Origin of the sequence: Streptomyces sp. NPDC053541, from assembly GCF_044544705.1 — a bacterium.
In the GTDB taxonomy this organism is placed as follows: Bacteria; Actinomycetota; Actinomycetes; order Streptomycetales; family Streptomycetaceae; genus Streptomyces.
Map to the genome: position 1 here is coordinate 223,715 of NZ_JBITXM010000010.1, position 14,264 is coordinate 237,978.

General features: G+C 76.1%; 15 protein-coding genes. 9 read left to right on the forward strand and 6 right to left on the reverse strand.

From position 1 onward, the window contains the following. Positions 1-34: 34 nt before the first annotated feature. Positions 35-895, reverse strand: a complete 861-nt coding sequence (locus ACIGW2_RS25690) for a methyltransferase domain-containing protein (RefSeq protein ID WP_399846231.1) — start codon at positions 893-895, stop codon at positions 35-37. Between the two features lie 109 nt (positions 896-1,004). After that, the gene (locus ACIGW2_RS25695; RefSeq protein WP_399846233.1) at positions 1,005-1,535 is read right to left on the reverse strand and encodes a GNAT family N-acetyltransferase; all 531 of its coding nucleotides are present in this window, start codon (positions 1,533-1,535) and stop codon (positions 1,005-1,007) included. Between the two features lie 158 nt (positions 1,536-1,693). Between ACIGW2_RS25695 and ACIGW2_RS25700 the strand changes: the two genes are divergently transcribed. From ACIGW2_RS25700 to ACIGW2_RS25710, 3 genes are all read left to right on the forward strand, one after another. After that, positions 1,694-2,938, forward strand: a complete 1,245-nt coding sequence (locus tag ACIGW2_RS25700) for a sulfite oxidase (protein ID WP_391656166.1) — start codon at positions 1,694-1,696, stop codon at positions 2,936-2,938. 103 nt (positions 2,939-3,041) lie between these two features. Beyond that, complete coding sequence (locus ACIGW2_RS25705) at positions 3,042-4,277, forward strand: aminotransferase class I/II-fold pyridoxal phosphate-dependent enzyme (RefSeq protein ID WP_391656067.1); 1,236 nt, start codon at positions 3,042-3,044, stop codon at positions 4,275-4,277. 115 nt (positions 4,278-4,392) lie between these two features. After that, positions 4,393-5,433 (forward strand): MBL fold metallo-hydrolase, encoded by a 1,041-nt coding sequence (locus ACIGW2_RS25710; protein ID WP_361577599.1) that lies wholly within the window; start codon positions 4,393-4,395, stop codon positions 5,431-5,433. Here ACIGW2_RS25710 and ACIGW2_RS25715 read toward each other — a convergent pair. Together ACIGW2_RS25715 and ACIGW2_RS25720 are read right to left on the reverse strand one after the other, a co-directional pair. Continuing rightward, on the reverse strand, positions 5,413-6,141 hold the full coding sequence (locus ACIGW2_RS25715; protein ID WP_391656066.1) for a DedA family protein: 729 nt from the start codon (positions 6,139-6,141) through the stop codon (positions 5,413-5,415). The two genes, ACIGW2_RS25710 and ACIGW2_RS25715, sit on opposite strands and share 21 nt — an antisense overlap. Then, on the reverse strand, positions 6,138-6,911 hold the full coding sequence (locus ACIGW2_RS25720) for an MBL fold metallo-hydrolase (RefSeq protein ID WP_391656065.1): 774 nt from the start codon (positions 6,909-6,911) through the stop codon (positions 6,138-6,140). The genes ACIGW2_RS25715 and ACIGW2_RS25720 overlap by 4 nt, the downstream gene beginning before the upstream one ends. Positions 6,912-7,076: 165 nt before the next feature. Here ACIGW2_RS25720 and ACIGW2_RS25725 point away from each other — a divergent pair, with 165 nt between their 5' ends. From ACIGW2_RS25725 to ACIGW2_RS25745, 5 genes are all read left to right on the forward strand, one after another. Then, positions 7,077-7,481, forward strand: coding sequence for a hypothetical protein (locus tag ACIGW2_RS25725; RefSeq protein ID WP_361577590.1), 405 nt, complete (start codon positions 7,077-7,079; stop codon positions 7,479-7,481). A gap of 93 nt (positions 7,482-7,574) precedes the next feature. Beyond that, positions 7,575-9,773, forward strand: a complete 2,199-nt coding sequence (locus tag ACIGW2_RS25730; protein WP_391656064.1) for a phage holin family protein — start codon at positions 7,575-7,577, stop codon at positions 9,771-9,773. 65 nt (positions 9,774-9,838) lie between these two features. Then, positions 9,839-11,287 carry an amino acid permease gene (locus ACIGW2_RS25735; RefSeq protein WP_391656063.1) on the forward strand — a complete coding sequence of 483 codons (1,449 nt, stop codon included), beginning with the start codon at positions 9,839-9,841 and terminating at the stop codon, positions 11,285-11,287. Positions 11,288-11,373: 86 nt separating this feature from the next. Further along, positions 11,374-11,694: a hypothetical protein gene (locus ACIGW2_RS25740; RefSeq protein WP_391656062.1), complete on the forward strand. Its 321-nt coding sequence runs from the start codon at positions 11,374-11,376 to the stop codon at positions 11,692-11,694. Positions 11,695-11,748: 54 nt separating this feature from the next. Then, entirely contained in the window at positions 11,749-11,928 is a 180-nt protein-coding gene (locus ACIGW2_RS25745) for a hypothetical protein (protein ID WP_399846238.1), read from the forward strand. 130 nt (positions 11,929-12,058) lie between these two features. On the opposite strand, the gene ACIGW2_RS25750 is transcribed toward ACIGW2_RS25745, so the two are convergent. Next, complete coding sequence (locus tag ACIGW2_RS25750) at positions 12,059-13,312, reverse strand: low temperature requirement protein A (RefSeq protein ID WP_391656061.1); 1,254 nt, start codon at positions 13,310-13,312, stop codon at positions 12,059-12,061. 127 nt (positions 13,313-13,439) lie between these two features. On the opposite strand from ACIGW2_RS25750, the gene ACIGW2_RS25755 reads away from it, so the two are divergent. Next, the gene (locus ACIGW2_RS25755; RefSeq protein ID WP_391656060.1) at positions 13,440-13,769 is read left to right on the forward strand and encodes a DUF6584 family protein; all 330 of its coding nucleotides are present in this window, start codon (positions 13,440-13,442) and stop codon (positions 13,767-13,769) included. 55 nt (positions 13,770-13,824) lie between these two features. Here the strand turns inward: ACIGW2_RS25755 and ACIGW2_RS25760 are convergent, their stop codons facing one another. Next, complete coding sequence (locus tag ACIGW2_RS25760) at positions 13,825-14,214, reverse strand: hypothetical protein (RefSeq protein WP_399846240.1); 390 nt, start codon at positions 14,212-14,214, stop codon at positions 13,825-13,827. Positions 14,215-14,264 lie beyond the last annotated feature (50 nt).

A 14,264-nucleotide genomic window follows, 5' to 3' on the forward strand; every position in this document is an offset into this window, starting at 1 on the left:
GTGCCACAGCGTCACACAAGGGGGCCCGTACGGCTCACACCCGGCACAGGATCTCGCCGTGCGGCACCAGGAACCAGGCGTCCTCGTCCTTGCCCCAGGCGCGCCAGGCCTCGGAGACGGCCGTCAGCTCCTCGGGCGTGGCGTGGCCGCCGTCCACCGCCAGGCGCGCGTACACCGACTCGGTGGTGCGGTCCGCCCACAGGCCGCTCCACCAGGCGCGCTCCTCCGGCGAGGCGAAGCACCACACCCCGGCGGAGGCGGTGACGTCGGTGAACCCGGCCCGGTGCGCCCAGGACAGCAGCCGGCGGCCGGCGTCGGGCTCGCCGCCGTTCGCCCGGGCCACCCGCTGGTACAGGTCCTGCCAGGCGTCCAGGCCCGCCGGGCGCGGGTACCAGGTGAAGGCGCCGTAGTCGCTGTCCCGGGCCGCCACCACCCCGCCGGGCCGGCACACCCGGCGCATCTCGCGCAGCGCCTGCACCGGGTCGCCGACGTGCTGCAGCACCTGGTGGGCGTGCACGATGTCGAAGGAGTCGTCGGGGAAGTCCAGGGCGTGCACGTCGGCGACCGCGAACTCGATGTTGTCCACGCCCCGTTCGGCCGCCGCCGCCCGCGCCTTCACCAGCACGTCCTCCGCCGCGTCCACCGCGGTCACCCGGCCCGGCGCGACCCGCTCGGCCAGGTCGGCGCTGATGGTGCCCGGCCCGCAGCCGACGTCCAGGACGTCCAGGCCCGGTCGCAGCTCGGGGACCAGATAGGCGGCGGAGTTCTCGACGGTGCGCCAACTGTGCGAGCGCAGCACGGACTCGTGGTGGCCGTGGGTGTAGGTGGCGGTCTCGTGCGCGGTCTCGCGCGCGGGTGTGGACGAGGGCGTGGACGAGGGCGTGGACGAGGACATGACCGGACTCCTTCGGAAGATCGGTTCGCTGTGTCCCCACCGTACGCCCGGCATTCGCATTCTGAGACCCCACTCTCACGATGTGGACGGGGCGTGGAAGGGGGCGCCGTCACCGAGGAGTTGAAGCCCGCCATTCCCAGCGCCGCTCGCCGTCCTCGAACACCTCCGTCGGCGCCAGGCCCGCCGCCGCGGCCACCGCCGCCGACGCCCGGTGCTCGGGATGCACATGGGCCATCAGGGCCGGTGCGCCCCGCTCCCGCAGCCACCCCGCCAGCACGACCGCCGCCTCGCGGGCCAGCCCGACGCCCTGCCAGGGCGTCCCGACCACCCAGGCGAGCTCGGCGCCCCGCGCCACCACCGTGGCCTGCACGGTCCCCACCGCCGCCCCGGTCTCCCGCAGTCGCAGCACCCAGTTGCACCAGGCCGTCGCGTCCGGGTCCGGCGGGCCCGCGAGCAGCCGGGCGTAGCGGGCGCCCAGCTCGGGCTCGGCGAGCGGGGCGCCGCCGATGAAGGCGTGCAGCGCGGGATCGGCCAGGGCCGGCGCCACCTCGGCGGCGTGGTCGAGCCGCAGCGGCTCCAGGTCCAGGCGGGCGCCGCGCAACGGGACGGCGGCGAAGTGCTTCGGGTCGTAGGCGCTCATCCGCCCAGTGTCGCGGCACCGGCCACGGCTCGCGGACCGGGCCTGGAGCCCGGCGGGACCCGGAACCGGGGCCCACGACCCGCGCGCGGCGCGAGAGTGGCGGATTCTGGTGTTGCAGGCCCGTGAACGTACCGTCGCGGGCTCCCGAGACGGTACCGATCCGTGCCATCGTGTGCCCGTCCGTCCCCGACGCGCCGAGGAGCCCGCCCGTGCCCGCCCGCCGCACCCTCCTGAAGGCGCTCGCCGCCGCCCCCGTCCTGTCCGCGCTCGGCACCCACCCGGCCGGCGCCACCGGCCCCGGCGCCGCCGCCGACCCGGCCCCCGGCATCGTCAAGCCGCTGCCGCCCGAGCACTTCGTCGTCCGCGGCACCAACGCCGAGGCGCGCTTCGAGACCTTCCGCGACACCGGCCGGATCACGCCGATCGACCGCTTCTTCGTCCGCAACCACACCTCCACCCCCGTCCTCGACGCCGCCGACTGGCGGCTCACCATCTGGGGCGACGGCCTGCACGGGCGGCACACCTCCGTACGGATCGATTACGGACAACTGCGCGACCTGCCCGCCGTCACCCGCACGGCCCTGATCGAGTGCGCCGGAAACGGCCGCAGCCTCTACACCACCCAGCAGGGCGAGCCCGTCACCGGCACCCCCTGGACCCTCGGCGCCGTCGGCGCCGCCCACTGGCGCGGCGCCAGGCTCTCCGACGTGCTGCGGCTCGCCGGCATCGCCGCCGACGCCGTCGACATCCAGCCCCGCGGCCTCGACGACCCGTTCGTCACCGGCGGGGCCGACCTCGGGCGGGTGCGCCGCCCGCTGCCCGTCGCCAAGGCGCTGGACGACGTCATCGTCGCGTACGAGATGAACGGCGAGCCGCTCCCGCACGACCACGGCCACCCGGCCCGGCTCGTCGTGCCGAACTGGGTCGGCGTCGCCTCCGTCAAGTGGCTCGGCGACATCGAGGTCTCCCGCCGCCCGCTCTCCTCGCCCTGGTCCACCGACTACTACCGGCTCTTCGGCGCGGCCCACCCGCCCGGCGGCAGCGCCCCGATCGGCCGGCAGACCCTCAAGAGCGCCTACGAACTCCCCTTCGGCGCCCCGCTCGCCGTCGGCCGCCCCCACCACCTCACCGGCCGCGCCTGGTCCGCGCTCGCCCCCGTCCGCTCCGTCGAGGTGTCCGCCGACGGCGGCGCCACCTGGCAGCACGCCCGCCTCCTCGACCGCCCCCGCGCCGGCGGCTGGGTGCGCTGGACCACCAACTGGCGGCCCACCGCCACCGGGCCCCGGACCCTGCTCTCCCGGGTCACCGACACCGCAGGGAACGTCCAGCCCGAGCGGGCCGTCCACAACACCCAGGGCTACCTCTTCAACGCCGTCGTCCGGCACCCCGTCACCGTGGAGTGAGCGCCGCGCGAGCGGCGAAAACCCGCAAACCTCCGTATAAAGGGCACAGGGGTGCCGCTCGGGCGCGCCCCGGCGCACCCCTGGGCAGGAGGAGGTTCGGGACATGCGGCAGACGGCCCCGGAGAGCCGCGGACCCGTGCGCTACGGGCCGCCCGCACCGGAGCCCGGCCTCCCGGTGCTGCCCGGCCTCGCCGCCCTCCTCGCCGCCGCCGTCGACCGCACCGCACCCGAACCGCCCGGCGGCGGTCCCGTGCTCCGCGAGGCCGCCGCCGGCTACTGGTGGCGCCGCGGACTGCGCACCCACGCCCAGGACGTGGTCGCCGCCCCCGGCGCCCCGCCGCTGCTGCTCGCCCTGATCGCCGCGCACGGCGGCGACCTGCTGCTGCCCCGCCCCTGCCCCGCCTGGTGGACCCCGCAGGCCCGGCTCCTCGGCCGCCCCGCCTACCACGTGCCCACCCCCGCCGAGTGCGGCGGCGTCCCCGATCCGTACGCCCTCCTGGAGACCGTCCGCCGGGTCCGCGCCGAGGGCGGCGCCCCCCGGCTGCTGCTGCTCTCCGTCGCCGACGACCCCACCGCCACCGTCGCCCCGCCGGAGATCCTCCGCGAGGCCTGCGAGGCCGCCGTCGCCGAGGGGCTGCACATCATCAGCGACGAGACCTGGCGCGACACCGTGCACCGCCCGCAGGACACCGTGCTGCTCAGCCCCGCCGAGATGTGCCCCGACGACGTCACCGTGCTCACCGACCTGGCCGGCGCCCTCGCCCCCGCCGCCTGGCCCTGCGCCGTCGCCCGCTTCCCGCCCGCCGCGGCCTCGCGCGCCGACCGCTACGGCGACCCCCGGGCCCGCACCCTCGACATCCTCACCGCCCTCGGCGCCCTCGTCCCCGGCCCGTTCGCCCCCGCCGCCGCGCACGCCCTCGACGAACCCGAGGACGTCACCGTACGGGCCCGGCTCACGGCCCACGCCCACGGCGCGATCGCCGCCGCCGCCCACCGGGCCGTGCTCTCCGCCGGCGCCCTCGCCCGGCCCCCGCAGGCCGGCCGCCACCTCTACGCCGACCTCGGCCCGCTGCGGGCCGGACTGGCCGCCCGCGGGGTCACCGACTCCCTGGAACTCGAGAACCACCTCACCGCCCGGCTCGGCACCCCGGTCCCCGGCGGCCACCGCTTCGGCGACGAACTCGGCGCCCTGCGCGTCCGGTTCGACACCGCCGCCTTCCTCGGTCCCACCGAGGCGGACCGCATGGCGACCCTCACCGCCGCCCGCCCGGCGGAACTCCCGCACGTGGCAGCCGCGTTGACCTCATTCGGAGCCGCACTCGACGAACTCGCCCCATGACCCCTTGACCCCCTGGCCCTGACCAGCTGACCCCCGCCCCCGACCCGCAGTACCCCCGCCCGCTGAACCCCTCGCCAGACACCGACGGTTGACGGACCACAGGGAGGCCGCAGAGATGACGGAACGGACGGCCCGGACGGCCCGGGCGGCGCACCCCGCCCGCACCCCCCACGGCGCGCACCCCGCGACACCCGCGCTCCAGCCCCTCGGCCGGGTGCGGCACGACTGGCCGCGCAGCTTCGCCGACCGGCTCACCGCCCCGCTGCCCGGTGTCCGCGCCCTGGCCCGTCTCGCCCGCGAGGGCGCCGTCCGCCCCGGACCCGACGGGCTCCGCGACGTCCCGATGCTGCCCTTCGCCCCCGGCCCGCTGCCCGAGGCCGGGCCGGACACCCTCGCCGTCACCTGGGCCGGGCACGCCAGCTGGGTGGTCCGGGCCGGCGGGCTCACCGTGCTCACCGACCCCGTCTGGTCCCGCCGCATCCTCGGCACCCCGGCCCGGCTCACCCCCGTCGGCGTCCGCTGGGAGGACCTGCCGCCGGTCGACGCCGTCGTCATCAGCCACAACCACTTCGACCACCTCGACGCCCCCACCCTCAAGCGGCTGCCCCGCCGCACCCCCGTCTTCGTGCCCGCCGGACTCGGCCGCTGGTTCACCCGCCGCCGCTTCACCCGGGTCACCGAGCTCGACTGGTGGGAGGCGGCCGAACTCGACGGCCTGCGCTTCGACTTCGTGCCCGCCCACCACTGGTCCAAGCGCACCCTGCTCGACACCTGCCGCTCCCTGTGGGGCGGCTGGGTACTCACCGACCGGGCGGGCCACAAGCTCTACTTCGCCGGCGACACCGGCTACGGGCACTGGTTCGCCGAGATCGGCCGCCGCCACCCCGGCATCGACCTCGCCCTGCTGCCGATCGGCGCCTACGAGCCGCGCTGGTGGCTCAGCGACGTGCACACCGACCCCGAGGAGGCGGTCCGCGCCTTCCGGGACCTCGGCGCCCGCCGGATGGCACCCATGCACTGGGCCACCTTCGTGCTCTCCTCCGAGCCCGTGCTCGAACCCCTCACCCGGGTCCGTGAGGCCTGGGCCGCGGCCGGACTGCCCCGCGAGGACCTGTGGGACCTGCCGATCGGCGCCTCAGCCGTGCTCGTTCCCTGAGGCCTCGTTCCCTGAGGCCTCGCTCCCCGAGGGCTCGTTCCCCAAGGGCTCGTTCCCCGAGGGGCCGCCCGCCGAGGGTTCCTTCCCCGCCGGCCCGCGCACCCGCCGCCACACCGCCGGCACCGCGCTGACCAGCACCGTCAGGCCCACCGCGGCCACCACGCCCTGCCAGGGCTCGGGGAACAGCGAACCGCCCAGGATCCCGATCAGCTGGTACGTCGCCGCCCACGCCAGACACGCCGGCAGATCGCCCCGGGCGAACCGGCGCAGCGGCATCCCCGCCAGCAGACAGGCCAGCATCACCGGGATCCGTCCGGCCGGCACGAGGCGCGACAGCACCAGGACCTGCACCCGGTGGGTCTCCAGACGCTCCTGCGCCTGGGCGAGCCGCTCCGGGGCGGCCCGGGCGCGCAGCGCCGCCAGCCAGCGCGAGCCGTTGCGGGAGCCGACCCCGCGCTGCCCGAGCCAGTAGAGCGCGAGATCGCCGAGGAAAGCCGCGAAGGAGGCCACCAGGAACACGAAGAGCAGGGAGAGCGGGCTCGTCTGGTGGAAGGCCACCACCGCCGCCGAACTCACCACGGCGCCCGTCGGCACCACCGGCACCAGCGCGCCGAACGCCACCAGGAGGAACAGCGAGGGATAGCCGACCGCCTGCTGCGTCGACTCCGGCGGCAGCTCCCGCACCACCGCCACGACCCGGTCGATCACCGGGCGACCTCCGGCCGGACCCGCTCGCCGTGCCCGAGCAGATGCACCGTCACCTTCGGGGCGAGCCGGGCGGCGTGCCGCACGAAGTCGTCACCGGGCGCGTGGAACTCGTGCGGCCGGACCGCGTCCAGACCGATCGGCCAGTACGTGCCGTAGTGCACCGGCACCGCGGCCGCCGGGGACAGCGCCGCCAGCGCCTCGGCGGCGCGCCGCGCGTCCAGGTGCCCGTGGCCCAGGTACGGCCCCCAGCCGCCGACCGGGAGCAGTGCCACGTCGACCGGGCCGACCGCCTCCGCCATGCCGTCGAAGAGCCCGGTGTCGCCCGCGAAGTAGGTGCGGGCCGCGCCCTCCACCACGTAACCGAGCGCGGGCGCCCGGTGCGGCCCGTACGGCAGCCGGCGCCCGTCGTGCCGCGCCGGCACCGCCCGTACCGTCACGCCCTCCACGGCCAGCTCCTCGCCCGCCGCCAGCTCGCTGATCCGCAGCCCGCGCCGGACGAGGCGGCGCAGCGCGGGGACGGCCTCCGGCGCGCCGGCCGGCACGACGAGCCGGGTGCCGGGGGCGAGCCGGGCCAGCGAGGGCAGGTGCAGATGGTCGGCGTGCAGGTGCGAGACGAGGACCGCCTCGGCGCGGGCCGCCTCGGGCGGCGGCAGCGCACCGCGCCGGCGCCGCAGATGGGCGAGGCGGCGCGCGAAGAGCGGGTCGGTCAGCAGCCGCACCCCGGAGTCCTCGACCGTGCACGTCGCATGGCCCCACCAGGTGACTTCCACCGGTCCGCCGCCCTCTCCCGTCGCCTCCGGCCGGGCCCCGGGCCCGGCCCTCCGTACCGAGGGTAGAGGTCCGGGGCCGCGGGCGGGGCGGGACTTCACCGGAACGACCCCGGTTGGTATACCGCCCCTCTCCTCCGGGGCCCTCCGACGCAGTAGGGTCGCCCCATGGACGACGTTCGGGTGGCGGCGATCGCCAGCCTCACCCCGCTCGAAGAGCTCGACGACGACCCCTTCCTGGTCGACACCCGCAGCCAGCACGCCATGTGCGTGCGCTGGGCCCGCGAGCGGGGCTACGTGGTGACGAGGCAGCTGCTCTTCTACGGCATCCGGCCCGACCACGCCGCCCTGTGGGCCGACGTCGAGGAGGGCGCGGTGGACCTCTTCGTCGCCCCGAACGAGCGGGTCCTGGCCCGGGCGTTGACCGACGTGCCCGCCTTCCGCGCCGAGTGCGGCCGGCGCGGGGTGCGCCTGGAGACCGCCGGCCTCGCCGAACCCGCGTACGACGCGCCCATGAAGGCGGGGGTGCACCGCCGCCTCTCGATGCCCACGGCCGGGTACGACGGCTCCTGAACGCCCCCGCCCGGTCCCCCTGGGCGCCCCTGCCCCGTCCCGCGCGCGTTGTGCCACGCTGGGGGCAGGAATCGGGCGAAAGGTGAACGAGGCGTGGGCGAACGGCGAGGACGGACCGCGGGCCCGCACCGGGGGCGCTGGCGCAACGCGAGCCGCGCCCTGCTGCGGGTGATCACCGTGTGGGCGGTCTCCACGCTCACCCTGCTCCTGCTCGCCGGCCTCCTCCCGGACTTCCAGCTGCAGTCCGCCGACGGCGAGAGCCTCACCACCGTCGCCTTCACCGCCGCCTGGTGCGCGGGCGCCTTCGGTCTGCTGAGCGCCCTCGTCTGGCCGCTGATCGTGCGCGCGGTGCTGCTCGTACCCGCCCTGGTGCTGGGCCTGCTGGTGTTCTTCCTGAACGGCTCGCTGCTGCTGCTCGCGCTGCGCCTCAGCGCGGACGGGCGGGCCGCCGCCGCGCCCGAGACCGCCGTGGTGGTGGCCGCCGTGATGTCTGCCGTCGCCTCGGCCACCTCCACCGCGCTCGCCGTCCGGGACGACGAGGCGTACCGCCGCCGGCTCTACCGGCTCGCCGACCGCACGCGCCCCCGGGACGCCGTCCGGGACCCCGGCGCCGCACCGGTGCCCGGCACCGTCTTCCTCCAACTCGACGGCGTGGGCCACCGGGTGCTCGCCGAGGCCGTCGCCGCCGGCCGGATGCCGACGGTCGCCGCCTGGCTCGCCACCACCCACGCCCTCACCCCCTGGCGCACCGACTGGTCCAGCCAGACCGGCGCCAGCCAGCTCGGCATCCTGCACGGCTCCAACGAGGACGTGCCCGCCTTCCGCTGGTACGAGAAGGACACCGGCCGCCTGATGGTGTCCAACCGGCCCGCGAGCGCGGTCGAGCTCCAGCGCCGGGCCGTCGCGCGCACCGGCGACGGCGGACTGCTCACCCTCGACGGCGCCTCGCGCGGCAACCTGTTCAGCGGCGGCGCCGACCAGCTCGCCCTGGTGCTGTCGATGGCCGCCCGCCGGGGCCGCCGCAACCGCTCCCGGGCCGGCTACTTCGCCTACTTCTCCGACCCGGCCAACGCGGTCCGCACCGCCGGCTCCCTCGTCACCGAGGTCGTCCGCGAGATCGCCCAGGCGCTCCGCGCCCGGCTGCGCCGCGAGACCCCGAGGGTCTCGCGCGGCGGCCTCTACCCCTTCGTCCGCGCCTTCGCCACCGTCGTCGAGCGGGACGTCGTGGTCGCCGCCGTGATGGGCGACATGCTCGCCGGCCGCACCGCCGTCTACGCCGACCTGGTCGCCTACGACGAGGTGGCCCACCACTCCGGGCCGCGCGGCCGCGACACCGACCAGGTGCTCGCCCGGCTGGACCGCGCGGTGGGCCTCATCGCCGGGGTCGCCGCGCACGCGCCCCGCCCGTACCGCATCGTGCTGCTCTCCGACCACGGACAGAGCCCGGGGGAGACCTTCGCGTCCGCGTACGGGCTGACGCTGAAGGAGCTGGTGCGGGCCGGGTGCGGGCTGCCGGTGTCGCGCCGGGTGCGACGTGCCCGGGGCTCCGCGCGGCCGGAGCAAGGGTCGGGTTCGGAGGCCCGCGACGCCGCCCGCGAGGCGCTGCGCAGCGCCCTGCACCGGCCCGTGGACGAGGCGGAGGAGGCCGGGAAGGAGGGCGCGGAGGCGGCGGCCGTGGCCGCGGCACGGGCGCCCGAACCGGTCGTGCTCGCCTCCGGGAACCTCGGCCTGGTGTCCTTCCCGGGCGTGCCCCACCGGATGACCCGCGAGGAGATCGACCGCCTCCACCCGGCCCTGCTGCGCACCCTGGCGGAGCACCCGGGGATCGGATTCCTGTTGGTGGCGAGCGAGGAGCACGGCTCGGTGGTGCTGGCCCGGGACGGAGTGGAGGTGCCGGTCGCACGCCTGGCCGACGGCGAGGGGCCGCTGGCGGGGTTCGGGACGGGCGCGGCCGCGGCGATCCGTCGCACCGACGGCTTCCCGCACGTCGCCGACATCATGGTCAACTCGATGCACGACCCGGCCACCGGCACCGTGCACGCCTTCGAGGAGCAGATCGGCTCGCACGGCGGCCTCGGCGGCGACCAGTCCGAGGCCTTCCTGCTGTGGCCGCGCGAGCTGACCCCGCCGCCCCTGCCGCTGGTGGGCGCCGAGCAGGTGCACCAGGTGCTGCGCGGCTGGCTGCGGGAGGGACAGGGCCCGCAGGTGCCGCTGGAGATTTCCCGGCCGGAGGGCGATGCGGAAGCGTTTCTTCCGGTCGATGAGCCCGCCGCGCGGGACAAAAACGGCTGATTTGGAACACCGTCCCGCGATGCGGACCATGGGTGCGTTTGTACGACGAGAGGCGCACCACCCCCATGAGCACGGCCCCCACCGCACCCGCGGCACCGCCCGCACCCACCGCCCCGGGACCGTCCGGGGACGCCCCGGGACCGTCCGCGTCCGCCCCGGGGCGGGAACCGCGGAGCAGCAAGCACGCCCGCCGCTTCGGTCTCCCCGTCGCGACCGCGCTCGTCATGGGCAACATCATCGGCGGCGGCATCTTCCTGCTCCCCGCCTCCGTCGCCCCCTTCGGCACCATCAGCCTGCTCGCCTTCGGCGTCCTCACCCTCGGCGCGATCTCCCTCGCGCTGGTCTTCGGCAAGCTGGCCCGCCGCCTCCCGCACACCGGCGGCCCATACGTCTACGCCCGCGCCGCCTTCGGCGACTTCGCCGGATTCCTGGCCGCCTGGTCGTACTGGATCACCGCCTGGGTGTCGAACGCGGCCCTCGCCGTCGCCGCCGTCGGCTACCTCGACGTCATCGTGCCGGTCCACGAGTCGACCCTCGCCACCATCGCCGCCGCCCTCGCCTTCCAGTGGCTGCCCGGCCTCGCCAACCTGGCCGGCACCCGCTACGTCGGCGCGGTGCAGATCGTCGCGACCGTGCTGAAGTTCGTGCCGCTGATCCTCGTCGCCGTCGGCGGGTTCTTCTTCTTCGACCCCGACAACCTCGGCCCCTTCCAGGCGAGCGGCGGCAGCGCGCTCGGCGCGGTCTCCGCCTCCGCCGCGATCCTGCTCTTCAGCTACCTCGGCGTCGAGTCCGCCGCCGTCAGCGCCGGCGAGGTCCGCGACCCGCGCCGCAACGTCGGCCGCGCCACCGTCCTCGGCACCCTCGGCGCCGCCGCCGTCTACCTGCTCGGCACCCTCTCCGTCTTCGGCACCGTCGCCCACGACAAGCTGGTCGGCTCGACCGCGCCCTTCTCCGACGCCACGAACATCATGTTCGGCGGCTCCTGGGGCGGCGTCGCCGTCGCCGTCATGGCCATGGTCAGCATCCTCGGCGCGCTCAACGGCTGGACCCTGCTCAGCGCCCAGGCGCCGTACGCCGCGGCCCGCGACGGACTCTTCCCGAAGGCCTTCACCGTCAAGCGGCGCGGCGTCCCGACGGTCGGCGTCGTCGTCACCGTCGCCCTCGCCTCGCTCCTGACCGTCTACAACTACACGGCCGGCACCGAGGGCGTGTTCGAGATGCTCGTGCTCGTCACCACCTTCACCGCCACCGTGCCCTACCTGCTGTCCACCGCCGCCCAGATCCAGTTCCTGCTCTCCGGCAGGTCGGACCAGGTCTCCAAGGCCCGCCTCGCCCGCGACGGCGTCCTCGCCCTCGCCGCCTTCGGCTTCTCCCTGTGGCTGGTCGCGGGCGCCGGCTACGCGGCCGTCTACCAGGGCGTGCTCTTCCTCTTCGGTGGCGTGCTCGTGTACGCGGTGATGGCCGCCCGCAAGGGCCGCGGCGAGGCCCGCGACGCGGAGAACCCCGAGGGGTGAAAAGCGGCCCGCGGGCGTAGGCCGGGCGGGCGGATCTTCGGCCCGGCCGGGCACCTGCCGGGCCGGGCGGGGCAGTACGGATCACCGTGAGGCCCCCAGGTCATGCCGCCCGGTTCGCGCTCGCGGTGCTGCTCGTGCTCGCCGCGCTGCTCGGCGCGGGCACCGGCGGGGCCACCGCCGGCGAGACCGAGCCCCGGCCCGTGTCCGCCGCGGCCGACCCGGGCGGCGAGACCCACGAGACCGCCGCCCCGCAGGCGGGCGCGCCCGTCCGCCGCGCCCACCGGCGCCCCGCCCCGCCACCCCGCTCCGCCCGGCCCGCCGGGCCCGAGAGCGCACCGGCGCCCGCGCCCCGCCCCGTACCCACCGGGTCCGGGACGGCTCCCCGGTCGGCGGTGATGCGGTGCTGAGAGGCCCCCGCCCTCCCAGCACCCCTCACCCCCCACCCCAAGGAGCGCACCACCATGCCCGCGGACCCCTTCGCCGTCCTCCACGCCCTCCTCCGCGCCGAGGCCGCCCGCACCCGCACCCCCGAACCCCCCTCCACCCCGCAGCCCCCCGCTCCCGAACCCGCTCCCGAACCGGCTCCCGAACCCGCTCGCGCGGACCGGACGCCGGGGCACAGGGAGGCGCGGCCGGAGTGAGACCGGGGTGAGGCCCCCGGGTTCCGGCGCGAGGGCCGGAACCCGGGGGCCTCGCGGCGATCGGCGGCGCGATCGGAGCGCGCTCGACCGCCGGAGGTTCCGACGGGGGCCGTCTCCGGCCGCCCGGGCGTCAGCTCCCGGCGGCCGAGGCCGGTTCCGCACCGGCGTCCGTGTCCGTGTCCGCGTCCGCCCCGCCGTCTTCGCCGTCCGCCGCCCCGCGCCCGTGCGCGAAGACCAGCGCGAGGACCGCCGCCGCGAGCAGCGCCAGGGCCACCAGGGCCGGAACCCGCTGCACCAGCGGGCCGGCCGCGAGGCCCGCCGCGCCGCCGACGAGCAGCGCGGTCGGCCGCCGCCCCGAGGAACGCAGCGTGATGGCCGCCGCGCCCAGCAGGAACACCCCGACGCCGCCCGTCAGCGACCAGGCCACCGTGCCGTGCAGCGGCTCGGCCAGGCCGTAGTGGCCGGTGTCGGCAACCTGGGTGAGCACCTTCTTCATGCCGAGCGCGCACAGCACCACGCCCGCGACCAGCGGCAGGTGCAGGAAGGTGTACACGTCACGGGCGAACCGGGTGCGGTCGTCCCCGTCCAGCGCGCCGAGCCGGTGCTCGGCGGGCTCGCCGAAGCGCCGGAAGTACAGCGCCCACAGCCCGGCCGAGAGCAGCAGACCCGCCGCACACGCGCCGATCACCGCCACGGTCAGCGGGAAGTCGGCGACGCCGACGCCCATCGCCACGATCGACTCGCCGAGCGCGATGATCACGATCAGCCCGTGCCGTTCGGCGAAGTGGCCGGGGGCGGCGATCCGCCAGCCGGACCCACCGGTGACGTAGATGCCGCCGTAGTCAAGCACGACCGCCCCCAGCCACAACACCAGCCGCGGCACCCCGTCGTACGCGCACCCCGCGAGCAGCAGCGCCAGCGGCGGCACGACCGAGAGCAGCGCGGTGCGGCGCAGCGTGCGGTGCAGGGCGGTGTCGCCGGGGGTGGCGATCCGGTACGAGACCAGGTGCAGCACCCGCACCAGGCCGTACGACACCACGAACACCAGCGGCAGCGGCAGCCCGCCGGTGTCCTCGGCGAACAGCTCCGGCACCGCGAGCGACACCACGAACACCACCGCCATCACGGTGACCAGCACCCCGAAAAGCGCCCCGGAGTCGGCCCGCACGACGTTCCCCAGCCACGCGAAGCAGCACCAGCACCACCACAGCAGCGCCAGGACCACCATCGCCCCGACCACCCGCGTCGGCGTGGGCGAGGCGGCCATCAGCGCGGTCACCTGCGTGATCGCGTAGACGAAGACCAGATCGAAGAACAACTCGGCGGCCGTCACCTTGTGATCGTCCGCGGTCGCCACCATCCGCGCCCGACGCCCCGTCACCATCCGCGCCCCTTCGTCCTCTTGTCCACCGACCGTTCCGGCGCGCACCTTACCGTCAGCGCTCGACGGCCGACCGGGCCGGGAACAATCGGGTCGACGCGGCCCGGAGAGGCGCCCGATCATGTGTCGCATGCCGCTGAGAGAGACCCTTGCCCGCGTCGACGCCGACCTGGCCGCCGGCCGGATCCCCGTCGCACGCCAGCGCCTGCGCGGGCTCGTGTCCTCCTTCCCGTACGACCTGACGCTCCGCCGCCGCCTCGCCGATTGCGCCACGGACCTGGGCCATCCCGTCGACTGGGACGACCCCACCACCTACCGCGCCGCCCTGGACGGCGACCACGAGGAACCCCCCTCCGGCCCCTGGACCCTCGGCGGCACCCTGGCAGCCCTCGGCTGCCTCCTCGGCGCCCTCGCCTTCCTCGCGGTCTGGGTCGTCGGAGTCGTCGCCCTCTTCGACTGACCAGGCGAGCGACGCAAGCGGCGCGCGGTCGGCGGCCAAGCCACGGCGAAACGGCTCAGGCGCCGGGATCGACCTCGGGATGCGCGAAGCGCACGGGCTTGCCCAGCGACCGGGCGTAGGCAATCTCGGCCCGGGTGCTGTCGCCGATGTAGTCGCCGACCACGAGCGCCTCGTCGGCGAGCCGGATCTTCGCTCGGTGCAGTTCGTCGAGTCGGGCCTTCAGCGCCTCGGCCCCGGCGGGATCGGACCAGAGCGCGTGCGGCGACTTCAGGTCGCAGCCGGGTTTGACGACGATCTTCCCCGCTGTGGTCTCCCGCAGATCGGCCTCCGTCATCTCGGCCATGAAGCGGGTGGAGCCACAGATCACGACGATCCGCGGGAGGTCCAGCTCCCTTTTCGCGTCGGCGAGCCTCTCCTCGGGGGTGAGCGGTCGTGCATCCGGCACTGATGCCTCCTGGTGCTGTGTTTCCCACGGGTGTTCCCGCGCCGCCGTCC

Excerpts from the sequence above, each read along its gene's own strand:
- ACIGW2_RS25690 (WP_399846231.1), bottom strand. The coding sequence starts at position 895 with ATGTCCTCGTCCACGCCCTCGTCCACGCCCTCGTCCACACCCGCGCGC.
- ACIGW2_RS25695 (WP_399846233.1), bottom strand. The coding sequence starts at position 1,535 with ATGAGCGCCTACGACCCGAAGCACTTCGCCGCCGTCCCGTTGCGCGGC.
- ACIGW2_RS25705 (WP_391656067.1), top strand. The coding sequence starts at position 3,042 with ATGCGGCAGACGGCCCCGGAGAGCCGCGGACCCGTGCGCTACGGGCCG.
- ACIGW2_RS25710 (WP_361577599.1), top strand. The coding sequence starts at position 4,393 with ATGACGGAACGGACGGCCCGGACGGCCCGGGCGGCGCACCCCGCCCGC.
- ACIGW2_RS25725 (WP_361577590.1), top strand. The coding sequence starts at position 7,077 with ATGGACGACGTTCGGGTGGCGGCGATCGCCAGCCTCACCCCGCTCGAA.
- ACIGW2_RS25735 (WP_391656063.1), top strand. The coding sequence starts at position 9,839 with ATGAGCACGGCCCCCACCGCACCCGCGGCACCGCCCGCACCCACCGCC.
- ACIGW2_RS25745 (WP_399846238.1), top strand. The coding sequence starts at position 11,749 with ATGCCCGCGGACCCCTTCGCCGTCCTCCACGCCCTCCTCCGCGCCGAG.
- ACIGW2_RS25750 (WP_391656061.1), bottom strand. The coding sequence starts at position 13,312 with ATGGTGACGGGGCGTCGGGCGCGGATGGTGGCGACCGCGGACGATCAC.
- ACIGW2_RS25755 (WP_391656060.1), top strand. The coding sequence starts at position 13,440 with ATGCCGCTGAGAGAGACCCTTGCCCGCGTCGACGCCGACCTGGCCGCC.